Origin of the sequence: Microlunatus antarcticus (assembly GCF_014193425.1) — a bacterium.
Taxonomy (GTDB): domain Bacteria; phylum Actinomycetota; class Actinomycetes; order Propionibacteriales; family Propionibacteriaceae; genus Microlunatus; species Microlunatus antarcticus.
The window spans coordinates 486,372-509,790 of the sequence record NZ_JACHZG010000001.1; the positions used below are offsets into that span (position 1 = coordinate 486,372).

22 protein-coding genes are annotated in these 23,419 nt (G+C 73.5%); 12 read left to right on the top strand and 10 right to left on the bottom strand.

The window, feature by feature from the left end; all coding sequences use genetic code 11:
- The first annotated feature begins 48 nt into the window (after window positions 1–48).
- On the top strand, window positions 49–567 hold the full coding sequence (locus FHX39_RS02380; RefSeq protein ID WP_198423233.1) for a MarR family winged helix-turn-helix transcriptional regulator: 519 nt from the start codon (window positions 49–51) through the stop codon (window positions 565–567).
- 96 nt (window positions 568–663) lie between these two features.
- Here FHX39_RS02380 and FHX39_RS02385 read toward each other — a convergent pair whose 3' ends face one another.
- Window positions 664–2,751 (bottom strand): HelD family protein, encoded by a 2,088-nt coding sequence (locus tag FHX39_RS02385; RefSeq protein ID WP_183336494.1) that lies wholly within the window; start codon window positions 2,749–2,751, stop codon window positions 664–666.
- Window positions 2,752–2,901: 150 nt separating this feature from the next.
- On the opposite strand from FHX39_RS02385, the gene FHX39_RS02390 reads away from it, so the two are divergent.
- The gene (locus tag FHX39_RS02390) at window positions 2,902–3,477 is read left to right on the top strand and encodes an NUDIX hydrolase (RefSeq protein ID WP_332836631.1); all 576 of its coding nucleotides are present in this window, start codon (window positions 2,902–2,904) and stop codon (window positions 3,475–3,477) included.
- A 324-nt stretch (window positions 3,478–3,801) separates the two neighbouring features.
- Window positions 3,802–4,707 (top strand): type IV toxin-antitoxin system AbiEi family antitoxin domain-containing protein, encoded by a 906-nt coding sequence (locus FHX39_RS02395; protein ID WP_183336495.1) that lies wholly within the window; start codon window positions 3,802–3,804, stop codon window positions 4,705–4,707.
- A gap of 154 nt (window positions 4,708–4,861) precedes the next feature.
- Here the strand turns inward: FHX39_RS02395 and FHX39_RS02400 are convergent, their stop codons facing one another.
- The 3 genes from FHX39_RS02400 to FHX39_RS20870 all read right to left on the bottom strand — a co-directional run bounded on the left by FHX39_RS02400 (window position 4,862) and on the right by FHX39_RS20870 (window position 9,626).
- Window positions 4,862–6,517: a DNA repair helicase XPB gene (locus tag FHX39_RS02400; protein WP_183336496.1), complete on the bottom strand. Its 1,656-nt coding sequence runs from the start codon at window positions 6,515–6,517 to the stop codon at window positions 4,862–4,864.
- Window positions 6,518–6,592: 75 nt separating this feature from the next.
- A complete protein-coding gene (locus tag FHX39_RS20865; RefSeq protein ID WP_183336498.1) occupies window positions 6,593–8,767 on the bottom strand; it encodes a helicase-associated domain-containing protein in 2,175 nt (724 codons plus the stop codon).
- A 4-nt stretch (window positions 8,768–8,771) separates the two neighbouring features.
- Window positions 8,772–9,626: an MFS transporter gene (locus FHX39_RS20870; RefSeq protein ID WP_183336500.1), complete on the bottom strand. Its 855-nt coding sequence runs from the start codon at window positions 9,624–9,626 to the stop codon at window positions 8,772–8,774.
- 207 nt (window positions 9,627–9,833) lie between these two features.
- Here FHX39_RS20870 and FHX39_RS20875 point away from each other — a divergent pair, with 207 nt between their 5' ends.
- The 3 genes from FHX39_RS20875 to FHX39_RS02425 are packed head-to-tail and all read left to right on the top strand — an operon-like array spanning window position 9,834 to window position 11,607.
- Window positions 9,834–10,217: a cold-shock protein gene (locus FHX39_RS20875; RefSeq protein ID WP_183336502.1), complete on the top strand. Its 384-nt coding sequence runs from the start codon at window positions 9,834–9,836 to the stop codon at window positions 10,215–10,217.
- On the top strand, window positions 10,217–11,032 hold the full coding sequence (locus FHX39_RS02420) for a DUF3027 domain-containing protein (RefSeq protein ID WP_183336503.1): 816 nt from the start codon (window positions 10,217–10,219) through the stop codon (window positions 11,030–11,032). Before FHX39_RS20875 ends, FHX39_RS02420 begins: the two co-directional genes overlap by 1 nt.
- Before the next feature lie 41 nt (window positions 11,033–11,073).
- Window positions 11,074–11,607: a MarR family winged helix-turn-helix transcriptional regulator gene (locus tag FHX39_RS02425; protein WP_183336504.1), complete on the top strand. Its 534-nt coding sequence runs from the start codon at window positions 11,074–11,076 to the stop codon at window positions 11,605–11,607.
- 159 nt (window positions 11,608–11,766) lie between these two features.
- Here the strand turns inward: FHX39_RS02425 and FHX39_RS02430 are convergent, their stop codons facing one another.
- The 3 genes from FHX39_RS02430 to FHX39_RS02440 form a co-directional block, all read right to left on the bottom strand.
- The gene (locus tag FHX39_RS02430) at window positions 11,767–11,973 is read right to left on the bottom strand and encodes a hypothetical protein (protein WP_183336505.1); all 207 of its coding nucleotides are present in this window, start codon (window positions 11,971–11,973) and stop codon (window positions 11,767–11,769) included.
- A 30-nt stretch (window positions 11,974–12,003) separates the two neighbouring features.
- Entirely contained in the window at window positions 12,004–13,122 is a 1,119-nt protein-coding gene (locus FHX39_RS02435) for a DUF3048 domain-containing protein (RefSeq protein WP_183336506.1), read from the bottom strand.
- 143 nt (window positions 13,123–13,265) lie between these two features.
- The gene (locus FHX39_RS02440) at window positions 13,266–13,580 is read right to left on the bottom strand and encodes a DMT family transporter (RefSeq protein WP_183336507.1); all 315 of its coding nucleotides are present in this window, start codon (window positions 13,578–13,580) and stop codon (window positions 13,266–13,268) included.
- Window positions 13,581–13,704: 124 nt separating this feature from the next.
- Between FHX39_RS02440 and FHX39_RS02445 the strand changes: the two genes are divergently transcribed.
- The 5 genes from FHX39_RS02445 to FHX39_RS02465 all read left to right on the top strand — a co-directional run bounded on the left by FHX39_RS02445 (window position 13,705) and on the right by FHX39_RS02465 (window position 20,542).
- Entirely contained in the window at window positions 13,705–14,169 is a 465-nt protein-coding gene (locus FHX39_RS02445) for a MarR family winged helix-turn-helix transcriptional regulator (protein ID WP_183336508.1), read from the top strand.
- On the top strand, window positions 14,166–15,557 hold the full coding sequence (locus FHX39_RS02450) for an MFS transporter (protein ID WP_332836632.1): 1,392 nt from the start codon (window positions 14,166–14,168) through the stop codon (window positions 15,555–15,557). Before FHX39_RS02445 ends, FHX39_RS02450 begins: the two co-directional genes overlap by 4 nt.
- A gap of 137 nt (window positions 15,558–15,694) precedes the next feature.
- Window positions 15,695–16,351 (top strand): SIMPL domain-containing protein, encoded by a 657-nt coding sequence (locus FHX39_RS02455; RefSeq protein ID WP_183336510.1) that lies wholly within the window; start codon window positions 15,695–15,697, stop codon window positions 16,349–16,351.
- A 201-nt stretch (window positions 16,352–16,552) separates the two neighbouring features.
- On the top strand, window positions 16,553–19,960 hold the full coding sequence (locus FHX39_RS02460; protein WP_183336512.1) for a pyruvate carboxylase: 3,408 nt from the start codon (window positions 16,553–16,555) through the stop codon (window positions 19,958–19,960).
- A gap of 15 nt (window positions 19,961–19,975) precedes the next feature.
- Window positions 19,976–20,542, top strand: a complete 567-nt coding sequence (locus FHX39_RS02465) for a manganese efflux pump MntP (protein ID WP_183336514.1) — start codon at window positions 19,976–19,978, stop codon at window positions 20,540–20,542.
- Window positions 20,543–20,566: 24 nt separating this feature from the next.
- Here the strand turns inward: FHX39_RS02465 and FHX39_RS02470 are convergent, their stop codons facing one another.
- The 3 genes from FHX39_RS02470 to FHX39_RS02480 all read right to left on the bottom strand — a co-directional run bounded on the left by FHX39_RS02470 (window position 20,567) and on the right by FHX39_RS02480 (window position 22,189).
- Window positions 20,567–20,728 (bottom strand): hypothetical protein, encoded by a 162-nt coding sequence (locus FHX39_RS02470; RefSeq protein WP_183336516.1) that lies wholly within the window; start codon window positions 20,726–20,728, stop codon window positions 20,567–20,569.
- 85 nt (window positions 20,729–20,813) lie between these two features.
- A complete protein-coding gene (locus tag FHX39_RS02475; protein WP_183336518.1) occupies window positions 20,814–21,584 on the bottom strand; it encodes a hypothetical protein in 771 nt (256 codons plus the stop codon).
- A gap of 74 nt (window positions 21,585–21,658) precedes the next feature.
- Window positions 21,659–22,189, bottom strand: coding sequence for a hypothetical protein (locus FHX39_RS02480; RefSeq protein ID WP_183336520.1), 531 nt, complete (start codon window positions 22,187–22,189; stop codon window positions 21,659–21,661).
- Window positions 22,190–22,476: 287 nt separating this feature from the next.
- Between FHX39_RS02480 and FHX39_RS02485 the strand changes: the two genes are divergently transcribed.
- Window positions 22,477–23,412: a hypothetical protein gene (locus tag FHX39_RS02485; protein WP_183336522.1), complete on the top strand. Its 936-nt coding sequence runs from the start codon at window positions 22,477–22,479 to the stop codon at window positions 23,410–23,412.
- Window positions 23,413–23,419 lie beyond the last annotated feature (7 nt).

Sequence of the window (23,419 nt, forward strand, 5' to 3'; positions counted from 1 at the left end):
CGTGGACGGGTCCGTGGCGTACGGCCCCCGCGCGACTAGCCTGTGGACATGGATCTGGTCGCGCAGGAGCTGGAGCGTCCCGGTGGGGACGCCCGTACGTCTCCGGTGACGCCCGACGAAGCCGCGATGATCGCCCTCGACGACCGTCTCTGCCTGGCGCTCTACACGGCCTCGCGGTCGATGACCGCCCGCTACCGGGTGGCGCTGGAGGAGTTCGGGCTCACCTACCCGCAGTACCTCGTGATGGTGCTGCTGTGGGAGGAGTCGTCGGTGCCCGTCGGCCGGATCGGTGAGCGCCTCTCGCTGGAGTCCAGCACCCTCTCCCCGCTGCTCAAGCGGTTGGAGGCGATGGGCCTGATCAGCCGGACGCGCGACCGCTCGGACGAGCGCCTCGTGATCATCGGCCTGACCCGCGCCGGCCAGCGCCTGCAGGAGCGCGCCGCCAGCGTGACCCTCGAGATGTGCCGGGCCAGCGGCCTGGGCATCGACGAGATGGCTTCCCTCGTCGGCGAGCTCCGCGAGCTCGACGTGCAGCTCAAGGCCGCGACGCGCGAGGCGCGGGGCTGACGCTCCACGCGGAGCAACGCCCCTTGAGCCTGTCGAAGGGCCTCGCAGAGGTCGGCGCCTCGACCGACAGCTCCTGAGTCGGTCAGGGGCAGAGGCTCAGGCGGCCAGCGCGAGCGGCAGGTCGGCCGCGTGCACGACCACCAGGGTCGTGACCGCCCGGGTCAGGCACACGTAGAGCCGGCGCAGGCCGGTCACCTCGTCCGCCTCGGCGGCGACGAGCCGGGCGGGCTCCAGCAGCACCACGTGGTCGAACTCCAGCCCCTTCACCAACGACGCCGGCACCAGCTCGACCCGACGGACGTCCGCGTGGTCCTCGGGGTCGGCCTCGGCCGTGCCTTCGCCGAGCAGCGCGTACGCGACCCCGGCCCCGCCGAGCGCCGCGGCGACCTCGGCGACCTGCGCGTCCGCGACCACGACGCCGACCGTCCCGGCCTGCTCCAGCTGCTCCCGGGCCGCGGTCACGGTCGCGGTCAGCGGTGCATCGCTGCGCCGCAGGTCGAGCTCGCCGGCCGAGCGTCGTACGGAGTAGGGCGGCGTCAGAGTCGGGGCGATCACCGGGAGCAGCCGGGCGGCGTAGTCGATCACCAGCCCGGGGACGCGGAAGCCCTCCACGAGCTCGGTCACCACCGCGTCCGGCTGGCCGAGGTGGGCCAGCGACTCCTCCCACGACCCCACCGACCACGGCGTGGTGGCCTGCGCGAGGTCGCCGAGCACGGTCATGGAGCCTGTGCTCGCGCGGCGGCCCACCGCGCGGAGCATCATCGGCGACAGGTCCTGGGCCTCGTCGAGGACGACGTGGCCGAGGCTCGGCGTCCGCATCAGGACGTCGCGCGCCTCGTCGACGAGCGCGACGTCGGCGAGCGTCCACCGGGCCGACCTCGGCGTCCGGCCGGGTCGCCCGCCCTGCAGCTCGCGCTGCTCGTCGTCGTCGAGGAGCCCCGCGGCCGCCTCCGCCAGGAACGGGGCGTCGGTCAGCAGCCGGAGCACCAGCCGGGCGGGGTCGAGCGCCGGCCAGAGCCCGCTCACGTACGCCTTCACCTCCCGGCTGCGGGCCACGGCCGCCTGGACCCGGTCGTCGGGGGAGTCGCCCGCGGCCTCCATCCGGAGCAGCACCTGGTGGGCCAGCCGCTGGGCCAGCATCGTGCGGCCGGCTTCGTAGCGGACGCCCCGTTCCCGGAGCTCGGCGACGACCTCGTCGGCGAGGTAGGCGGGCACCCGCCACTGGTGGATGCCGCGCGGCAGGACGAGCGTGCCGGTGGCGGGCGCGACGTGCGACCAGACCGCGCGGCGGAGGACCTCGGCCAGGCGGGCGTCGCCCTTGAGCCGGGCCCGGGCGGCGGGTTCGGTCCCGCGAACCTCGAGCTCCGTCGCGTCAGCGAGCATCGACTCGACCGTGGCCTGCCCGGCGTCGATCTCGCCCAGCGCGGGCAGCACGTCGCCGATGTAGGACAAGAAGCTGGCGTTGGGCCCGACCACGAGCACCCCCGACCGCGACAGCTGCTCGCGGTGGGCGTAGAGGAGGTACGCCGCCCGGTGCAGCCCGACCGCGGTCTTGCCGGTGCCGGGGGCGCCCTGCACGCAGACCGACTGGTCGAGGCCCGCGCGGACGATGACGTCCTGCTCGGGCTGGATGGTCGACACGATGTCGCGCATCGGACCGGTGCGCGGCCGCTCGATCTCGGCCTGGAGGATCGACGACCCGGTGCCGCGCTCGGCTCCCTCGACGGCGGGACCTCCGACGAGGTCCTCGTCCTCGTACGCCGTCAGCGCCCCCGACGAGAAGCCGAACCGGCGGCGGCGGCGTACGTGCATCGGGTCCGCGGGGCGGGCGCGGTAGAAGGGCAGCGACATGCCCGCGCGCCAGTCGATGACGAGGGGTTCGCCACCGGCCTCGCCGGTGATGTGGCGGCGGCCGACGTAGAGGGTCTCGTCGTGCTCGGCGCCCAGGTCGGTGGCGTAGTCGAGCCGGCCGAAGAAGAGCGGCACCGTCGGGTCGTCCTGCAGCGAGAGCATCCGTCGGTGCAGCACCTGCTTGAGGTGCTCGGTCGCGATCCGGTCGGCGCCCTGGGCGGTCAGGCCCGCGGTCTGGCGGCGCATCTGCGTCAGGGCCGCGCGTGACTCGTCGAGGTGCGTCTGCTCGGCGGCGAGGGGATCAGGGGGCGGGTGTGAGGGCTCGGCGCGCATGCGAGAGCTCCGATCCTGGATCGGCAGGCACGAAGGGGCGAGGGGCCACGTTAGGGCCCCGGGGCTCTTCCGTCCAGGGCTTTGCCCGCCGCGACGTGCCGGGAGGGACCCGGGAACGAGGGCGCCGACCGGCTTCCTAGGCTGAAGACCGTGACTGAGTCAGTGCAACCGCCCGTCCGGACCCGCTCGTACTCGCCCGTCGAGAACCCGGCGAACCGCCCGCGGGTCACGCGTCGCACCGTCCGCGTGCTGCTGCTCAATCCCGACGGCGCCACCCTGCTCTTCGAGGACAGCGACCCCGGCCTCGTCGACGTGCGCTGGTGGGTGACCCCCGGCGGCGGCATCGACCCCGGTGAGTCCGAGACGGAGGCGGCCGTGCGCGAGGTGCGCGAGGAGACCGGCTTCGACCTCGACCCGGGCGTCCTCCTCGGCCCGGTGGCGCGGCGCCACGTGGTCCACGGCTACTCCGACCAGGTGATCGAGCAGGACGAGGCCTTCTACCTCGCGCAGGTCGACACGTTCGACGTGGACGTCACCGGCCACACGGCCGAGGAGCAGATCACCTTCAAGGGCTGGCGCTGGTGGTCCGAGGAGGACCTGCGCGCCAGCGACGAGTGGGTCTGGCCGCGCGAGCTGGAGGAGATCCTCCTGCTCCTCGACCACGCCGACCGCTGGCCGGTCGACCTCGGCTTCCAGGAGGAGTCGACGGTTCTCGACGTGAGCTGAGGTTCTGCCGGCGCACCCTGCTCGTCTCGGCACACCCTGCACAGTGTGCCGACGTTCGCCCGGTATGCCGACCGGGATGACTCCGACCCCTGAGCCCCGGGCGGCACACCCTGCTCGTCCCGGCACAGCCTGCTCCCTTCGGCACACCCTGCTCGTCCCGGCACACCCTGCTCCCTTCGGCACACCCTGCAGGGTGTGCCGCTGTCCGGTGGGTATGCCGACTTCGGTGACGCCCGTCCACAGAGCCAGTTCCGTACGCAGCGCTGTCCACAGGGGACGTACGAGCCCCTGGCCTGCCTGTCCCGCCGGTGCTGGTCTTGCCGCATGCAGCAGGTGGTGCTCCGCAGAGAGCTCGTGGCCCGAGGGATGTCCGACTCCGAGCTGGCCCGACGTCGTTCGGGCGGCGACCTCGTCCGGCTCCGGCGGGGCGCCTACCTCCGGCCCGACGGGCGTGACCTCACCCACGAGGAGGCGCACCGGCTGCTGGTCGAGGCGACGATGCCTCAGCTCGGACCGGGCTGGACGCTGAGCCACGGCTCAGCCGGAATCCTGCACACGCTGCCCATGTGGCCCGATCCGCTGAGCCGGGTGCACGTGACGCGTCCCCGCACCGGCGGGGGACGTCGCCGCACCACGGTGCACCGGCACGGCAGCCCCCTGTCGCCGAGCGAGGTCGTCCGGATCGACGGCTGGCCCACCACTGACCTGGCGCGGACGGTGGTCGACCTCGCCCGTTCCCTCCCTTTCGAGCAGGGTGTCGCTGCGGCCGACCGGGCGCTGACCATCGGGGTCACGATGGCCGAGCTGGGTGCAGCGCTCGACCGGACCGCTCAGCTCCGTGGCGCGGGGAGGGCACGGAAGGTCGTGGAGTTCGCCGACGGCCGGTCGGAGTCGGCCGGCGAGTCGCTGAGCCGGGTGCTGCTGTCAGACCTTGGCCTCATGCCGGACGACATCCAGTTCCGCGTCCTGGACGGGTCGGAGGCCGTGGGGCGGGTCGACTTCGTGTGGCCGGGGCTGCGCACGATCGGCGAGTTCGACGGCCGGGTCAAGTACGGGCGGCTGCTGGGCCAGGGCGAGGACGGCGGCGAAGTCCTCTACCGCGAGAAGCGGCGGGAGGACCTGCTGCGCGAGCTCGGCTGGCAGGTGGTGCGGTGGGTGTGGGCCGACCTGGACCACCCGGAGGTCATCGCCGAACGCCTGCGCCGGGCCTTTGCCCGCGCGGCCCTCTGATCAGCGGCACACCTTGTGCGCCTGGGCACCACCTGCTGTCGTCGGCACACCCTGCAGGGTGTGCCGGTGCGAGCAGGGTGTGCCCGGGCGAGCAGGGTGTGCCGACGCGAGGAAAGCGTGCCGGCTCGCAGGAGTCCGACCGAGAACAGTGCTGCTAGTCGGCGGCCAGGGCGTCGTCGGCGTCCATGATCGTGTACGCGTAGCCCTGCTCGGCGAGGAAGCGCTGGCGGTGCGCGGCGAACTCGGCGTCGACGGTGTCGCGGCTGACGACGGCGTAGAACCGGGCCATGACGCCGGCGGCCTTGGGGCGCAGCAGGCGGCCGAGGCGCTGGGCCTCCTCCTGCCGGGAGCCGAAGGCGCCCGAGACCTGGATCGCGACCTCGGCGCTGGGCAGGTCGATCGAGAAGTTCGCGACCTTGCTGACCACGAGGAGGTCGATCTCGCCGGTCCGGAACGACTCGTACAGGCGCTCGCGCTGCCGCACCGTCGTGTCGCCGGTGATCAGCGCGGCGTCGAGGCGGGAGGCGAGCTCCTCGAGCTGGTCGACGTACTGGCCGATGACCAGGGTCGGTGTGCCCGTGTGCTTGCGGACGAGGTCGACGACGACGTCGGTCTTGGAGTCGGCCGTCGCGGCGAGCCGGTACCGCACGTCCGGCTCGGCGACCGCGTACGTCATCCGCTCGGACTCGCTGAGGGTCACCCGGACCTCGACGCAGTCGGCCGGGGCGATGTAGCCCTGCGCCTCGATGTCCTTCCACGGCGCGTCGTAGCGCTTGGGGCCGATGAGGGAGAACACGTCGCCCTCGCGGCCGTCCTCGCGCACGAGCGTCGCGGTCAGGCCGAGGCGGCGGCGGGCCTGCAGGTCGGCGGTCATCCGGAACACGGGCGCCGGCAGCAGGTGGACCTCGTCGTAGAGCACGAGGCCCCAATCGCGCGCGCCGAAGAGCTCGAGGTGGGGGTGCACGCCGCCGCGCTTGGTCGTGATGACCTGGTACGTCGCGATGGTGACCGGCCGGATCTCCTTCTTGGAGCCCGAGTACTCCCCGATCTCCTCCGGCGTCAGGCTCGTCCGCTTGACCAGCTCGTCGCGCCACTGGCGGGCCGAGACCGTGTTGGTGACGAGGATCAGCGTGGTCGTCTTCGCGGTGGCCATGGCCGCGGCCCCGACGATCGTCTTGCCCGCGCCGCAGGGCAGCACCACGACGCCGGACCCGCCGTGGAAGAAGGACTCGGCAGCCTGCGCCTGGTACGGCCGCAGCTCCCAGCCGTCCTGCGTGAGGTCGATCGCGTGGGCCTCGCCGTTGACGTAGCCGGCGAAGTCCTCGGCGGGCCAGCCGAGCTTGAGCAGCACCTGCTTCAGGTGGCCGCGCTCGCTGGCGTGCACGACGACGGTGTCGTCGTCGACGCGGTTGCCGACCAGGCCCTTGACCTTCGCCGACTTGAGGACCTCGGCGAGCACCGGACGGTCCGTCGTGACCAGCACGAGGCCGTGCGTGGGGTGCTTCTCGATCCGCAGCCGCCCGTAGCGGTCCATGGTGTCGGCGACGTCGACCAGCAGCCCGTTGGGGACGGGGTAGCGGCTGTAGGTGAGGAGCGTGTCGACGACCTGCTCGGCGTCGTGGCCGGCGGCGCGTGCGTTCCACAGTCCCAGCGGGGTCAGCCGGTAGGTGTGGATGTGCTCCGGCGCGCGTTCCAGCTCGGCGAAGGGGGCGATCGCGATCCGGCAGGCCTCGGCCGCCGGGTGGTCGATCTCGAGGAGGAGGGTCTTGTCGGACTGGACGACGAGAGGGCCGGGCTGGGAATCAGACATCCGTCCCAGAGTAGGCGGGGGGTGGTGGCGAGGAGGCCACCCCAGGAGGGGTACCTGCGTCGGCGGAGAAGCGGGTCAGACCGGTTCGACGGCGGCGATCCGCGAGAGCGCGATCGTCACGATCTGCGCGTTGGTCCGGTCGACGGCACGGACCAGGCCGGCGCTGAGGTCGAGCGGGGCCAGGTCGCGCTGGGTGGACCGGCCGTCGTTCTCGACCCAGGTGACGCGGACGGGCAGCCCGTCGCGGGTGGCCGCCCGGAGGTCGTCGAGCGCGGCCGCCGCGGTCGTGGCGGTGGCTGCCCGCTGGTCGGCCGCGATCACGGCGGCGGCGACGTCGGCCGTCCGGGGCGGGGACGCAGCCGGGGTCAGCCGGGCGGCGGGGGCGCGGGGGACCGGCGGGGCGGGCAGGCCACGGCCGTGGGCGTCCTCGGCGACCGGGCTGAGGCCGGCCTCGCGGAGCGCCTCGAGCAGCTCGTCGGGCTCGGCCGCGGCCACGACCACGCCGGGGGCGAGGCGACGCAGGCCGAGGGCGGCGGACTGCGGCAGCCGCAGGAACGTGCTCAGCTGGGCGTCGTCCTCGGAGGTCACGAAGCTGAGGGCCGGACCCACGTGCACCGCGCCGTGGCGGCGGGCGACGTCGCCGAGCAGGTACTCCAGCGGCTGCGGGACCGCCGTCGAGGCGTGCGCGCGCAGCCAGCCGAGCGCGTCCTCGGCCGACCAGCCCGCGTCCATGGCCCGGCGTACGGAGTCGGCGCTGAAGCGGTAGACGGCCCCCGCCCCGCGCGACTCCTGGGTGGCGAGCAGCCGGAGGTCGGCGGCGACGTCGTGGCGCAGGGGACCGCCGGCCACGGCCGTCAGGTCGGCCTGCAGGACCAGGTCGATGACCGGCTCCGGGAACAGGGCCGCCAGGGCCTCCGGGATCGGGACGTCCGCGAGCAGGCTGGGGGTGAAGTCCGACACCGCACCCAGCGCGACGAAGCCCAGCCACGACGCCTCACGCCACAGGTCGCGGGAGAGCTCGACGGCCGCCTCGGGCGTCCGCGAGAGGCGGGGCCGGTGCCAGGCGAGGGCGGCGCCGAGGTCGGGTGCCTCCAGGACCGTGCCCGGGCCCGCCGCCACCGCGAGGCCGAGGACGACGCGGCGCAGCGCCGGCGCGGACGGCGACTCCGCCTCGGGGCCGAGGGCGTGGGCCCCGGCGGCGGACGAGCGCGCGAACCAGCGCGGCACGGCCAGCCAGGCGCGCGCCAGCGTCGTCCAGCGTTCCGGGGCCGGGCGGGTGACCCAGCGGTCGTACGCCGCGGTGGGCAGCACGCCGTGGCTGCTGCCGGGCGCGACCAGACCGGCGGCGGCGGCCAGCTCGACGACGAACGTGGCGTGGGCGAGGTCGGTCCCCAGCGCCCGGACGAGCGCGGTCAGGTCGCGGGCCGCGAGCCCACCCGTCCGCAGCGGTCGGAACGGGGCGTCCTCGAGCGCGCGGGCGACGAGGTCGACGTCGTCGAGCAGCCCGAGCGCCGCACCGGCCGCCGCCCGGTCGACGAGGTTGGTCGGTCGGCTCCGGCCGGTCAGCTCCGGAGCCTGCCGGGCGACGGGCTCGGGCGTCAGCCGCCCCTCGCGCAGCCGCAGGGCCACCTCGCGTGGGAGGACGACCGTGTCGCCGTCGAGGGAGCGCAGCAGCCGTGCGGCCAGGAGGGCGCCGACGGGGCTGCGGGAGGCCGCACCACCGGCGCGGTCGGACTGGCGGGCGACCCCGGTCGGGGACCAGACGAGCCGGTCCAGCAGCGCCCGCATGGCCGGGGTGCACCCGGCCAGCGCGGCGTCGACCTCCACGTCCTCGACCGGCTGCCGCGAGGGCGCGGCCAGGCCGAGCGGGTGCGGCTCGAACGTCTCGCGGGCGGTGCGGACGAGGTGCAGCCCGTCGTCGTCGCCCCAGGCCAGGGCCCTTGCGCGCAGCACGTCGACGGCCGCCACGACCTCCGTGGAGGCGCCGCCGACGAGGGCCTCGAGGTCGGCGAGCGTCGTCGGGTCGGGCAGGGCGGCCAGCGCCTCCGCGACGAGCCGCTGCCAGGCGTCGAGGTCGTCGAGCGCCCGGCCGGTCGAGGCGGACGTCGTCGCCCGCGAGGCGAGCTCGGACAGGTCCCGCGGCATCGGGACCGTGAGGTCGGGGCGTGCGGCGAGCAGCGCCTCGACGGCCTCGACGGGCCAGCGGCGGAGACTCTCGGTGAGGGTTCGGGGACGCGCGGGCGGGGCCACGCGCTCAGCCCCAGGGATTCGAGGAGGGCGGGGTCGCGGCCGGCGGCCGGGGCCGGGAAAGCCCCTGCCGCACGACGAGCAGCGTCACGCCGAGCATCACCCAGCAGATCAGCAGCGACCACAGGCCCACGTAGCTCCACCACGGGTCGCCGTCGAAGACCGACCGCACCAGGCCGACCAGCGCGAAGAAGGCGACGGCGCCGGCGGCGATCCGGAACGCGATGCGCACGGCCCGCTGCGCGACCTTCACCCGCGTCGACAGGATCACGGCGACGATCAGCATGACCGGGGCGAGCACGTAGATGAGCCCGCCGACGGCCAGGACGATGCACAGCCCGGGCGTCGCGGCCTCGACGACCTGCTTGGCGTCGACGCGGCCGGGCTGACGCTGGTCGCCGTACGTCGTGGGCGGCGGCGCGAACCACTCCGGGGTGCCCGGGACGGGGAAGGCGTACGGGTCCGCCGGCGGCTGCGGCACGCCCTGGCCGACCGGCCCCGTCGGCAGGATCTGGGGCAGCGGCCCGGACGTCGGGGCCGAGGCGAGCTCGGAGGCGGTCGCGGCGAAGGGCGCGCTGGCGACGAACGGCTGGCTGGCGCCCCAGGGCGACTCCGACGTCAGCGTGGTGGTCACGGTGTCGAAGGGGAGGTGCGGGTCGCGCTCGTCCGGGGGCTCGGGCACGAGGGTCGCCAGGGCGGCGACCGGCGCGGACGGCTCGTCGAAGTGCGGCCGGCTCGTCGGCTGGCCGTCGGCGGGACGCGCCGCGGGCGGGGCCTGCTCCAGCGGCGCCACGGGGGCGTCGGCGAAGTACTGCGGCCGCTCGTGCGGCGCGTACTCCGGTCCGTCTTCCCAGGTCGCCACGCCTCAATCCTAGTGAGCCGGGGGGCGGCGGGACGGTGGCGACGAGAACAGCCGGTGCCGCCCGGGCGGCGCGATCTCGGTTGGGCGCCGACAGCCGTCCCGCTAGGATCGGGGGGTTGCCCAGCGTGGGTGACCCGTACGCGGTCGCGGTTCGTCCACGCGACGCACAGCATCCGCAGCAGACGTGAAGAGCAGGTGAGGTTCGTCGTGCCGACTGGCAAGGTCCGTTTCTACGACGCCGAGAAGGGCTTCGGCTTCCTCACCAAGGACGACGGCGGGGACGTCTACCTGCGCTCCAACGCGCTGCCCGAGGGTGTCACCACGCTGAAGCCCGGGCAGAAGGTCGAGTTCGGAATCGTCGAGGGCCGCCGCGGCGAGCAGGCGCTGTCGCTGCACCTCCTCGAGGCCCCGCCGTCGCTGTCCAAGGCGCAGCGCAAGCCCACCGAGCAGATGACCGTGATCATCGAGGACCTGATCAAGACGATGGACAGCGTGGGCAACGGCTACCGCCGCGGTCGCTACCCCGACGCCCGGACGGCCGGCAAGCTCGCCTCCGTGCTGCGGGCCGTCGCCGACGAGCTGGAGCTCTAGTGACGACACCCACCACCACCCCCGCGCGCGCCCCGCGGGCGCCCAAGGCGCCGAAGGCCGACCAGGCCTGCCTCGACGCCGTCGACCTCGCGCGTGACGCGGCCGTCGAGACCGCCGGCGTGATCGGGGTCGGCGAGCACCTCGGTGCCGTCGCCGAGGGCGACCGCGTCCTCACCCACGTGTTCGCCTCGACCCACCCGGGCTACGCCGGCTGGCACTGGTCGGTGACCGTCGCCCGCGCCTCGCGGGCCAAGGTCGTCACCGTCGACGAGGTCGTCCTGCTCCCGGGCGACGGGTCGCTGCTGGCGCCGCGCTGGGTCCCGTGGGCCGAGCGCGTCGGCCCGGGCGACGTGACCGCGGGCCTCCTGATGGCCTCGCCGGTCGACGACGAGCGGCTCGAGCCCGGCTACACCGGCGGCGAGTCCGCCACCAGCGAGGACCCCGCCGAGGAGGAGCTGGCCCGCGTCGTCGTGGCCGAGCTCGGCCTGGGCCGCGAGCGCGTGCTGACGCGTACGGGTCGCGACGACGCCACGCTGCGCTGGCTGCAGGGCCCGCCCGGCCCGGACAACAACCTCACCCGCCAGGCGCCCGACGTGTGCGAGACCTGCGGGTTCTTCACCCGCCTGACCGGTGAGCTGGGCGTTCTCTTCGGCGCCTGCACCAACGGCTTCTCCGCCTCGGACGGCTCGGTCGTCAGCGTCGACCACGGCTGCGGCGCCCACTCGAGCGTCGTCGAGGAGGAGCACGTCGAGGAGCTCCCGGCCCTGCTCTGGGAGACCATCGACTGGGACCAGAGCGACTCCCTCTTCGACTGACGTCGTTGGCCGACCACGCACCGATCGGTGAGACTGACCCCATGACTGACGCGCCGGCAGCCGCCGACAAGACGGCCGTCCTCTCCCCGGGCGACGCCGCGGACCTGCGTCAGGCGGTCGCGACCTTCGTGGCGGCCGGCGCCGACGAGTCGATCCAGCGCGTCACCACCGCGGTGCACCGGCTCTCCCGCCGGCTCAACCAGTGGTACGACCGCCAGCTCGTCGACCTCGACATCTCGACCAACGAGTACCTGGTCATCTCCGAGCTCGCGCGGAGCCCCGGCCACGCGCCGCTCACCCCGTCCCAGCTCGCCGCGGCCACGAACATCGCCCCGTCGTCGATGACGCACCGCCTCGACCGCCTCGTCGAGCGGGGCCTGATCACGCGCGAGCAGGACTCCGACAACCGCACCCGGGTGCTGATCCAGCTGAGCGACGCCGGCTACGCCCTCTTCGTCGAGGTGATCCGCCAGTCCGACATGGTCGAGTCCGACGTGCTCTCCGGCCTCACCGAGGACGAGATCGAGACGATGGCGGAGCTGCTCGAGAAGGTCATCGCCGGCCTCGACGTCTGAGCCTCAGAGCGCTGAGCTTCAGAGCACTGAGACTCAGAGGACGGCGGCGGCGACCGTCGCGTGGACCGTCCGCAGCCGGGCGACCTGGTCCTCGGCCCGGTCGAGGAGCCCGTCGAGGTCGACGGGGAGGGTGGTCCCGTACGCGGCCTGCAGCGCCCGTCACCCGTTCGCCTTGGCCAGCAGCGCGTCGAGCCCGCCCTCGACCACGACCTGCGTCGGCTCCCAGGCCCGGTCGGCCCGCGAGCGGGACATCCGGGCGAAGAGGTCCGCGCCGGCCAGCGCCGCGGCGGCGTGGTCGCGCGGGTAGATCGCGAGCGCCTGCGTGGTTCGCGGGCCAGGTCGGCCGGTGGGCGTGGTGCTGTCCATGCGACGTCCCCCACCCCGCGTGGTGGCGCCTCAGTCGCCGATCTTGATCTTCGCCTTGGTGTCGGGCAGCTCCACGAACGTCTGCCCCGGGGCCATCCGGAGCGGCTCGCCGTTGGTGAGCGCGAAGCTGAACGGTTCCGCGACCCCGGCCTTGCGCCAGGTCCCGGTCACGTACCGGCCCCGGTTGAAGTAGAGGAACGTGCCCTTGGTGTCGATGACGTCGTGGAACGGCTCGTGGTGCTCGTAGTGCTGGTGCGCCTTGATCACCAGCACGTTGTCGGTCGAGACGCGCTTGCCGTCGGCCAGCACGTGCGGGCCCCAGGGCATGCTCCGCAGGTAGCGCTTGGACTTCTTGTCGTAGGTGTAGCCCATCAGGTAGCCGTCCCCCTTGTACGGGACCTGCAGCCTCGTGCCGTCCTTGCCCTTGAACTTCACCGTGCTCACCTCCTTGTCGCTGGACGCGATGGGGAAGTAGACGCGCGGCGGACCGTCCCGGAACCGCTTGGTCTGCTGCGCCAGGACCTTCGGATGGCAGGTGGTGGCGCGGTCGTAGTAGGTCTGGCCCTGGTACTGGTAGACCCGCGACTGGTCGGTCCCGTACGCGCCGGTGCCCTTCGTCGCGAGGTAGGACAGCATCGACTCGAGGTGCTTGTCGTACTTCTTCACGTACTTGATCGTCCACTTCGCGGCGCCCGTGTTGCCGATGATCGCGTCCATCGGGCTGAGCAGCGGGACGTCGACGGGGCGGATCGAGCGGACCGGCTCCACCGTGTCGGGCATGTGCTTGTGGAACACCGGGACGAGGCGGGTCGAGCTGTAGCCGTCGGCGTCGAGGTAGCCCTCCAGCTGCACGAAGACGATGTCGGCGTCGTTGATGCCCCGCTGCGGGTGCTCCTGGCGGTTGTCCGGGACCTTGACCGCCACGGCGGCGTGCCGGGCGTCCTTCTTGTCGTCGAGCAGCTCGCCCGTCAGCGGCCAGCGGGGCCGCGTGTCGACCGGGGCCGCCGGCGTGGTCGACGCCGCGGGCGTCGGAACCGGGGTCGGGACGTCCGCCGCGGGGGCGGGCGCCGGGGTCTTGTCCCGCGAGCAGGCGGCCAGCGCGGCGGCCGCCACTCCCAGCAGCGCCGTGCGGCGGCTGATCCGCGCCATCTCGGGTTCCCTCTCCGTCCGTGGCCGGGTCCACGCCCGGTCTCGTCATCGTACGGACGGCCCGCGCCGGCACCCGTCCTCCGCCACGGCGGCGCCGCAGGTGTTCATCCGGGCGTCGTCTCCGGGCCGGCTGCGCGCCCGGCTCAGTGCAGGAGCTTGAGCCCGATCACGCAGCCGACGATGCCGGCGAGCAGGAGCGCCTTGACGACGGAGAACGGTTCCTCGCCGGTCGCCATGGCGTAGACGATCGTGAGGACCGCGCCGATCCCGACCCACACCGCGTACGCCGTGCCGACCGGGAGCGAGCGCATCGCGTACGCCAGCCCGGCCATGCTCACCACCAGCCCGGCGCCGAACACGACGGTCGGTGCGAGGCGGCTGAACCCCTCGGACTTCCCGAGCGCCGTGGCCCACACCGCTTCCATCACGCCCGACAGCACCAGCACGACCCACGCCATGGACCCACCCCTCGTTCTCGCCGACCCCCTGCGGGCGGCTGCCGAGCATCGTGCCCCGTGGCCGCGCTCATCCGGCGTTGCTTAGCCTTTGTATTTAACATTGCTAAGGAGTAGATTGAGGGTCATGAGCACGACGACCCCCACCCGGAGCACCCGCAGCGAGCTGCGGAGCGTCGCCGGCCTCGCCGACGGGCTGCGGCCCGCGGTCATGCGCCTCGCGCGCCGGCTCCGGCAGGTGCGGGCGGACGGGCTCGAGCTGACGGCCAGCCAGCTGTCGGCGATGGGCACCCTCGCGCGGGCCGACGACCAGCCGATCGGGACGCTCGCCGCCGCCGAGCGCGTGGCCGCCCCGTCGATGACGCGGGTCGTCAACGCGCTCCAGGAGCGCGGGCTCGTCGTCCGCACCCCGGACCCGACCGACCGGCGCCAGTCGCTGGTCTCCCTGACCACGAGCGGACGCGAGCTCCTGCTGCTCAACCGCCGCCGCCGCTCCGAGTGGCTCGCCCAACGCATCGCCGAGCTCGACCCGGACGACAGAGAGGTGCTCCGCCGTGCGGTGGGCATCCTCGAGAGGATCAACGCCGCGTGACCGTGGACACCGACCGTCCCACCCCGCTGACCGACACCCGGGCCGACCGCCCGACCGACCCCGCCGACCTGCCCGACGCCGCCGAGGCCGTCGTCGCCGACGAGCGTGGGGCCGAGGAAGCGGGGACGAAGCGCCGCAGCATGTTCGCCGCGCTCGGCCAGCCGAACTACCGGATCTACTTCGCCGGCGCCTTCGTCTCCAACATCGGCACGTGGATGCAGCGCGTCGCCCAGGACTGGCTCGTCCTCGAGCTGTCCCACGGCTCGGCGCTGGCCGTCGGCGTGACGACGGGGCTGCAGTTCCTGCCCATGCTGCTGCTGTCGCCGTACGGCGGGCTCATCGCCGACCGCTTCGACAAGCGCCGCATCCTTCGGGTCACCCAGGGCTGGATGGCGGTGTGCGCGGCCGTGCTCGGCCTGCTCGCCGTCACCGGGGTCGCCCAGACCTGGCACGTCTTCGTCATCGCCCTCGCCTTCGGGCTCGGGACCGCCTTCGACAACCCGGCGCGCCAGGCGTTCGTCTCCGAGGTCGCCGGCGGCGAGCACATCGCCAACGCCGTCGGGCTCAACTCGGCCAACTTCAACGCCGGGCGCGTCATCGGCCCGGCCCTCGCCGGCCTGGTCATCGCCGGCTTCGGCTCAGGCTGGGCGATCCTCTCCAACGCCGTCACGTACGGCGCGATGATCCTCGCGCTGAGCCTGATGAACCCGGCCCTGCTCAACCGGGCCGAACGCCCCCCGCGGGCCAAGCACCAGATCCGCGAGGGCATGTCCTACATCGCCCACCGCAGCGACCTCCTGCTGATCCTGTGCGTGGCGTTCTTCGTCGGGACCTTCGGCATGAACTTCCAGATGACCTCCGCCCTCATGGCGCAGCAGGAGTTCCACAAGGGCGCGGCCGCGTACGGGATCCTCGGCACGTTCATGGCCGTCGGCTCGCTCACCGGCGCACTGCTGGCCGCCCGGCGCCAGACCCGCCCGCGCGGACGGTTCGTGGTGATCATGGCCCTGGCCTTCGCGGTCGTCGAGATCGCCGCCGGGCTGATGCCGACCTACGCCACGTACGCGGCGATCCTGCCGCTGCTCGGCCTCGTCGCCCTGCTGACGCTGACCGCCGCGAACGCCTCCGTCCAGCTCGGCGCCGCCGGCCACCTCCGCGGTCGCGTGATGGCGCTCTACATGATGGTGCTGATGGGCGGCACCCCGATCGGTGCGCCCCTGCTCGGCTGGGTCGGCGAGGTCCTCGGCCCTCGCTGGACCCTCATCGGCGGCGGCGGCCTCACCGCCCTCGGCGTCCTCGCGAGCGTCGCGTTCGTCCTGCACCGCGAGCACCTGAAGGTCCGCCCCCACCTCCACCCGCACCCCAACCTCGAGGTGAAGGCCGCCTGAGCTCTGGGGAACGCTCCCTGAGCTTGTCGAAGGGCCCGGAACGGGCTGGCTCCTGGTCGAGTGGAGCCAACCTCTTCGAGGCCCTTCGACAGGCTCAGGGAGCGTTCCTGATCTCTCGTGCTCGCTAGGGTCGGCGCATGAGTGCGACGCCGACCGTGACCGTCCGGGGCGAGGGGCAGGTCGAGGGGCCGCCGGAGCTCGCGACCGTGTCGGTCGTCCTGCACACCACCGGGCGTACCGCCACCGACGTCGCCCGCGCCCTCGGCGATCTCGGGCGGCAGGTCGACGCCGCCCGGCCCGACCTCGTGTACGACGCGGTCCGCACCGACCCGCTCCAGGTCACGCCCGTCTTCGACCGCCGCTCCGGCGTGAAGATCACCGGCTACACCGGTCGGTACGCGGCCTCCTTCGTCCTCGCCGACTTCGCCGGCCTCTCCGACCTCGTCGTCGCCCTCGTCGGCCTGCCGGGCGCGCAGGTCGACGGCCCCTGGTGGTCGCTGCGCCGCGAGTCGCCGCTCCAGCGCGAGGCCCGCCTCGCCGCCGTCCGCGCCGCGGTCAACCGGGCCCGCGACTACGCCACCGCCCTCGGCGCGACCCTCGGCGACCTCCTCGAGCTCTCCGACACCGACGGCGGCCTCGGCCAGATGCCTCGCATGTTCGCCATGTCGGCCAAGGGTGGTGCCGAGCCCGCACCCGAGCTCGACCTCGAACCCCAGCCGCAGACCGCCACGGCGAACGTGACAGCACGCTTCGCCCTGACCGACGTGCCACCGTCAGACGCCCTGCCGACCTAGGGACGGGTGCTCCCACGAGGCCCCCGAGCGTGGATGGGTCTGGCGGGAGCCCGAGCTTGCGAGGGCGGATGGTTGTGAGGGGGCCTCGTGAGAGCACCCGTCCCGGGCCGCCCAGCGCGTCAGGCGTTCGGCGGCAGGACGCGGAGCGAGCAGCGCGGACGTGTAGCGGACCGGTAACACGCGGCCAGATAGGTTCTCGGCATGTTCACGAAGGTGCTGGTCGCCAACCGGGGTGAGATCGCCGTGCGGGCTTTTCGCGCCGCCTACGAGCTCGGAGCCCAGACGGTCGCGGTCTACCCGTACGAGGACCGCAACGCGGTGCACCGCATCAAGGCGGACGAGGCGTACCTGATCGGCGAGCGCGGGCACCCCGTCCGCGCCTACCTGGACATCGACGAGATCATCCGCGCGGCGCTGGAGTCCGGCGCCGACGCGATCTACCCGGGCTACGGCTTCCTGTCGGAGAACCCCGACCTCGCGCGCGCCTGCGACGCGAACGGGATCACCTTCATCGGCCCGCCGGCCGACGTGCTCGAGCTGGCCGGCAACAAGGTGCGCGCCCTGGGCGCCGCCCGCGCGGCCGGCGTGCCGACGCTGCGCTCGACCCCGCCCTCGGCCGACGTCGACGAGCTCGTGGCCGGCGCCGAGGAGATCGGCTTCCCCGTCTTCGTCAAGGCGGTCGCCGGCGGCGGCGGGCGCGGCATGCGCCGGGTCGACGACCCGGCCAATCTCCGCGAGCTGACCGAGGCGGCCATGCGCGAGGCCGAGGGCGCGTTCGGCGACCCGACCGCCTTCATCGAGCAGGCCGTCGGGCGCCCGCGGCACATCGAGGTGCAGATCCTCGCCGACGCGTCCGGGCACGTGATGCACCTGTTCGAGCGCGACTGCTCGATCCAGCGCCGCCACCAGAAGGTCATCGAGATCGCCCCGGCGCCGAACATCAGCCCCGAGCTGCGCGAGGCGCTGTGCGCCGACGCCGTGAAGTTCGCGACCTCGATCGGCTACTCGTGCGCCGGCACCGTCGAGTTCCTCGTCGAGACCGAGGGCCCGCGCGCGGGCGAGCACGTCTTCATCGAGATGAACCCGCGGATCCAGGTCGAGCACACGGTCACCGAGGAGATCACCGACGTCGACCTCGTCCAGTCGCAGATGCGCATCGCCAGTGGCGAGTCGCTCGCCGACCTCGGCCTGTCGCAGGAGAACGTCCGCATCAACGGCGCGGCCCTGCAGTGCCGCATCACGACCGAGGACCCGGCCAACGGCTTCCGTCCCGACACCGGGACGATCACCGCCTACCGCAGCGCGGGCGGCGCCGGCGTCCGCCTCGACGGCGGCACGGTCGACACGGGCGTGGAAATCAGCGCCCACTTCGACTCGATGCTCGTCAAGCTCACCTGCCGGGCCCGGAGCTTCGACGCCGCGGTCGCCCGCGCGCGCCGAGCGCTGGCCGAGTTCCGCATCCGCGGCGTCAGCACGAACATCCCGTTCCTGCAGGCCGTCCTCGAGGACCCCGACTTCATCGCCGGCGACGTCTCGACCGCGTTCATCGAGGAACGTCCCGGCCTCCTCACCACCCACGCGCCCGCCGACCGCGGCACCAAGCTGCTGCGCTGGCTCGCCGAGGTCACGGTGAACAAGCCGTGGGGCCCCGCGCCGACGCACCTCGACCCGGGGGTCAAGCGCCCGGTCGGGATCGACCTGTCGAAGCCGTCGCCGCAGGGCTCGCGGCAGCGGCTGCTCGAGCTCGGGCCGGAGGGCTTCGCGGCCGACCTGCGGGCGCGGGTCCGCACCGAGGTCACGGACACGACGTTCCGCGACGCGCACCAGTCGCTGCTGGCGACCCGCGTCCGTACCAAGGACCTGCTGCGCATCGCCCCGTACGTCGGGCGGATGACCCCCGAGCTGCTGAGCGTCGAGTGCTGGGGCGGGGCGACGTACGACGTGGCCCTGCGCTTCCTCGCCGAGGACCCGTGGGAGCGGCTCGCGGCGCTGCGCTACAACATGCCGGGCGTCGCCCTGCAGATGCTGCTGCGCGGCCGGAACACGGTCGGCTACACGCCCTACCCGGCCAAGGTGACGAGCGCGTTCGTCGCGGAGGCGGCGACGGTCGGCATCGACATCTTCCGCATCTTCGACGCGCTGAACGACGTCAACCAGATGCGCCCGGCGATCGAGGCGGTCCGCGAGACCGGGACGACGGTCGCCGAGGTGGCGCTCTGCTACACCGCCGACCTCACCAACCCGGACGAGAAGCTCTACACGCTCGACTACTACCTGCGCCTGGCCGAGCAGATCGTCGACGCCGGCGCGCACGTGCTGGCGATCAAGGACATGGCTGGCCTGCTCCGCCCACCGGCGGCGAAGACCCTGGTCACCGCGCTGCGCGAGCGTTTCGACCTGCCCGTGCACCTGCACACCCACGACACCGCCGGCGGCCAGCTCGCCACCCTGATGGCCGCGGTGGACGCCGGGGTCGACGCCGTCGACGTGGCCAGCGCGCCCATGGCCGGCACGACCTCGCAGGTGCCCGCGTCCGCGCTCGTGGCGGCGCTCGAGCACACCGAGCGCGCGACGAACCTCGACCTGCGCGCGGTGATGGACCTGGAGCCGTACTGGGAGGCGCTGCGCAAGGTCTACGCGCCCTTCGAGTCCGGCCTGGACGCCCCGACCGGGCGCGTCTACGACCACGAGATCCCCGGTGGTCAGCTCTCCAACCTGCGCCAGCAGGCTGTGGCGCTGGGCCTGGGGGAGAAGTTCGAGCAGATCGAGGCGATGTACGCCGCCGCGAACCGCATCCTCGGCCGGCCGACCAAGGTCACGCCGAGCTCGAAGGTCGTCGGCGACCTGGCGCTGCAGCTGGTGGCGGCGGGGGCGGACCCGCAGGAGTTCGAGGACAACCCGCAGGCGTACGACATCCCCGACTCGGTGATCGGCTTCCTCGGCGGCGAGCTCGGCGACCCGCCCGGGGGCTGGCCGGAACCGTTCCGGACCAAGGCCCTGGCCGGCCGGACGGTGCCGCTGCGCGAGACCGAGCTGTCGGACGAGGACTCCGCCGAGCTCGACCGCGAGGGCGCCCCGCGCCAGGCCGCGCTCAACCGGCTGCTCTTCCCCGGCCCGACGAAGGACTTCCTGCACCTGCGCGAGACGTACGGCAACGTGGGCCGGCTCGACACCCTCGACTACCTCTACGGCCTCCAGCCGGGCGAGGAGCACATCGCGCGCATCGGGCGCGGCGTCAGCCTGATCCTTGGCCTGTCCGCGATCGGTGACCCCGACGAGCGCGGCATGCGCACCGTCATGTGCACGATCAACGGCCAGCTGCGGCCGATCCGGGTCCGCGACAAGGCGGTCCGCGTCGACGTCAAGGCGGCCGAGAAGGCCGACCCGACCCGTCCGGGCCAGGTGGCCGCGCCGTTCGCCGGCGTCGTCACCGTGACGGTCGCCGAGGGCGACGAGGTCGAGGCCGGGGCCACGGTCGCGACCATCGAGGCCATGAAGATGGAGGCCGCCATCACCTCGGCCGTCGCCGGGCGCGTCGAGCGGCTGGCGCTCAGCGCGATCCAGCAGGTCGAGGGCGGTGACCTGGTGCTGGTGGTCGTCCCCGTCTGACGGGGACCGCTCGTCATGTCCTTCTTCGGTCTGCTGCTCATCGCCATCGGTGTGTCCGCGGACGCCTTCGCGGTCGCCCTCGGCAAGGGCCTGCACATGAAGACGTTCAACCTGCGCCACGCCCTGGCCATCGCGCTCGCGTTCGGCGGGTTCCAGGCCGTCATGCCGCTGCTGGGCTGGCTGCTGGCCCGCCAGTTCGCCCGCTACATCACCGGCGTCGACCACTGGGTCGCCTTCGGGCTGCTGACGCTGATCGGCGCCAAGATGATCTGGGAGGCCGTACGCGGCGGCGAGGACGACGCGGAGGACAGCGACACCCTGCCCGTCCGGGAGCTGCTCCTGCTCGCGGTGGCCACGAGCATCGACGCCCTGGCCGTGGGGATCTCGTTCGCGTTCCTGCCCGTGCCGGTCGGTCAGGCGGTGCTGCTGATCGGGGTGTGCACGTTCGTGCTGAGCCTGGCCGGTGTCGTGCTCGGCCGACGGGTGGGCAAGCGGTTCGGGGCGCCCGCCGAGATCGCCGGCGGCGTCATCCTCATCCTGATCGGGACGCGCGTGCTGCTGGACCACACGGGCGTGTTGTAGGGGCTCACCGCACCGGTGGTGAGGTCAGCTCGTGCGCGGTGCGGGCTTGACGTCCCGCTCCTGCTCCATCTCGCGCCGGACCTTGGTCTCGGCCCGGCGTCGGGCGCGCTCGAAGTAGCCCTTCGGGTCGGTCAGGATCGCCTCGATCCGCCGGTCGTGGTGGTCGCCGTCGATCGTCATCGCCACGTGCCGTCACCTCCTCGGTCTGGAGACCCATTCTCGCACCCGTGTCCAACGCGCGCGAGCACGCCGGAGCCGGCCGGCCCGACGATCACCGGATGCTCATCGCGGCGCCCAGCAGGCCGGCCATCAGGCGGACGAGCGCGACATCGTCGTCGTCGAAGCAGTCCACCTCCAGCGCGTCGAGGGTGATCATCCCGTGGGCGACGTTCCCGACGGTCACGGCCACCACGACCAGGCTGCGGTACGCCGTGGTGTCGTCGAGCTCCCACAGTCCCGGGGCGTCGACCTCGAGGTCGCGGACCAGCAGCCGCGAGCTGGCGGTGACCAGGTCGAGGGCGGCGTCGCCGCCCGGGGTGCCGCGCTCGAAGACGGTCGTCACCGGGCCCGCGCGGCCCAGCGACTCCTGGGGCCGCAGCCGTTCCGGAGGTCCGGGCTCGAGCGCGAACCAGCACGCCCGGACGCGGTCCTCTCCCGTCAGCTGGGCCGTGGTCGTGAGCACCAGCGGCACGGCCTGCGCCCGCCGCCGTTCGCGCTGGTCGCGGTCGGTCTCCTGCGCGAGCTCGCCGAGCAGCCGGACGACGGGCTCCAGCGCGTCGTTGAACGCCAGCTCCACCTCGACCCGGGTGTCGAACTCCCGCTCCTCGGCCTTGGCCTGCCGGTGCTCGGAGCGGATCTGACGGATCTGCGGGATGAGGAACGCGGCCGCCGTGGCGAGCGCCTGGACGGCGACCCAGCCGAGCGAGGCGCGGCCGGTCGCGTCCCGGGTGAGGAGCGACGCGACGGGGGACAGCACGACGAAGACGACCGCCACCGCGACCCAGGGCCACGCCCTCGCCTCACCCGCCACCCGCTTCACCACCCGTCAGACGATAGGGGTCGGGGCCGACAGAAACCGTGCGGCGGTGGCCGTGGGTCCGGCGTACGCCGAGGCCGTCAGGGCAGGCCGAGGACGACGACGTCGGGCCGTGGGCGTCCGGCCCGGCCCGCGGCCTCCGTCCAGGCCTGCGACGTCTCGAGCCAGTCGTGCAGGGCCGGGACCACGGCGGCGTCGTCGAGCCGGCACCAGCCCGCGACCAGGCCCTCGAGCGGCGGCAGGTCGAGCCCGGCGGGCCCGAGGAGCGACGTCAGCCGTGCGTCCTCGGGGGCCGGGGAGGAGGACCAGGCGAGCCCGGCGGCGAACGCCTCGACCAGGCGCCACACGGGGGCCGCGCGTCGCGGGAGGATCGGCGTCCCGGCCAGAAGCGCGTCGAGGTCCCTCCGCGTCGGGTCCTCGGGCCGGACCACGGGGGCGCCGGGCACGCGCCGGTAGATCGGGCCCAGCCGGTCGGGGACGGCCGACGCCGCCCCGCCGGGCGGGAACGCCTGCGCGGCGATCGCCCTCAGCCGCTCGGCCGCCGGACCCGTCGCGCCGACGACGGCGCGCAGCTCCGCGACCCCCAGGGCGTACGCACGGAGCCCGGCCACGCGCTCACCGTACGAGCCGCTCCTATCCTCGGTCGTGTGAACCCCCGGACCCGTCGCGTGATCGTGTCCGGTGTCCTGGTGGGGCTGGTGTTGCTCGTCGTCGTCACCGCGCTGCTGCGCTGAGCCAGCGCTGCCGCGTGGCGGGCCGCGTCTCACGACTCGCAGGCGGAGACTGTTCGGACGTACGCTGCCCGCTGACCCGTCGGCGGACCCACCCGCAGCGGCCCTCACACCGAGAGCGAGATCCCATGCGTAGGCGCGCGACCCTGCGAGCCGCAGCGGCGTCCGTGCTCGCACTCGGTCTGGCGACGTCCTTCCCGCTGGTGGCGGGTGCGGCCGGCAAGACCGCGTTCACGATCAGGGACAGCCGGATCACCGAGAACTCCGGCATGGCCCGCGACACCACGAACAAGGTCTACTGGACCGTCAACGACTCCGGCGCGCTGGGGATCGTCTACGGCGTCGACTCGTCCGGCAAGGTCAAGGGGACGCTGCGCTACAACGCCTTCCCCGTCGACGCCGAGGCGGTGGCCTGGCGCAACGACCGCCTCTACGTCGGCGACATCGGCGACAACGACGCGAAGCGCAAGACGATCCGCGTCTACTACTTCGACGACCCCAAGCCGGACGACGAGGTCCGCACCTACCGTGCGTACGACTTCCGCTACCCCGACGGCGCGCACGACGCGGAGACGCTCCTGGTCACCCCGGCCGGCGTCCTCTACGTGGCGACGAAGGAGGCGAAGGGCGGGCTCTACCGCGCGCCGGAGAAGCCGAGCCGCGACGGGGTCAACAAGCTCACCCGCATCAAGGACGTCCCCGCGACGCTCACGGACGGGGTGATCCTGCCCGGTGGCAAGGAGATCGCCTACCTCACGTACGGCAAGGTCCTGGTGGTCAACGGGACCTCTGGTCAGGTCGTCGCGAGCGAGGACGTCACCGACGTCGCCCAGGCCGAGGCGCTGACGCTGTCGTTGGACGGGAAGTCGCTGCTGGTCGGCGGCGAGGGCAAGAACGCGAAGGTCGTCTCCATGCCGATCCCGGGCGCGGCCGCCTCGGCGAGCCCCTCGGCGTCGTCCGACCCCGGCTCGGACGAGGACCCGGAGGACACCGCCGCCACCCCGGTGACGCGCCAGCGGGGCACCTACCTGGCCGTCGGTCTCGCGGGCGTCGTGGCCGTGGTGGCCGGCGTCGTCGTGGCTCTGGTGCGCCGGCCGGGCTGAGGCCGCG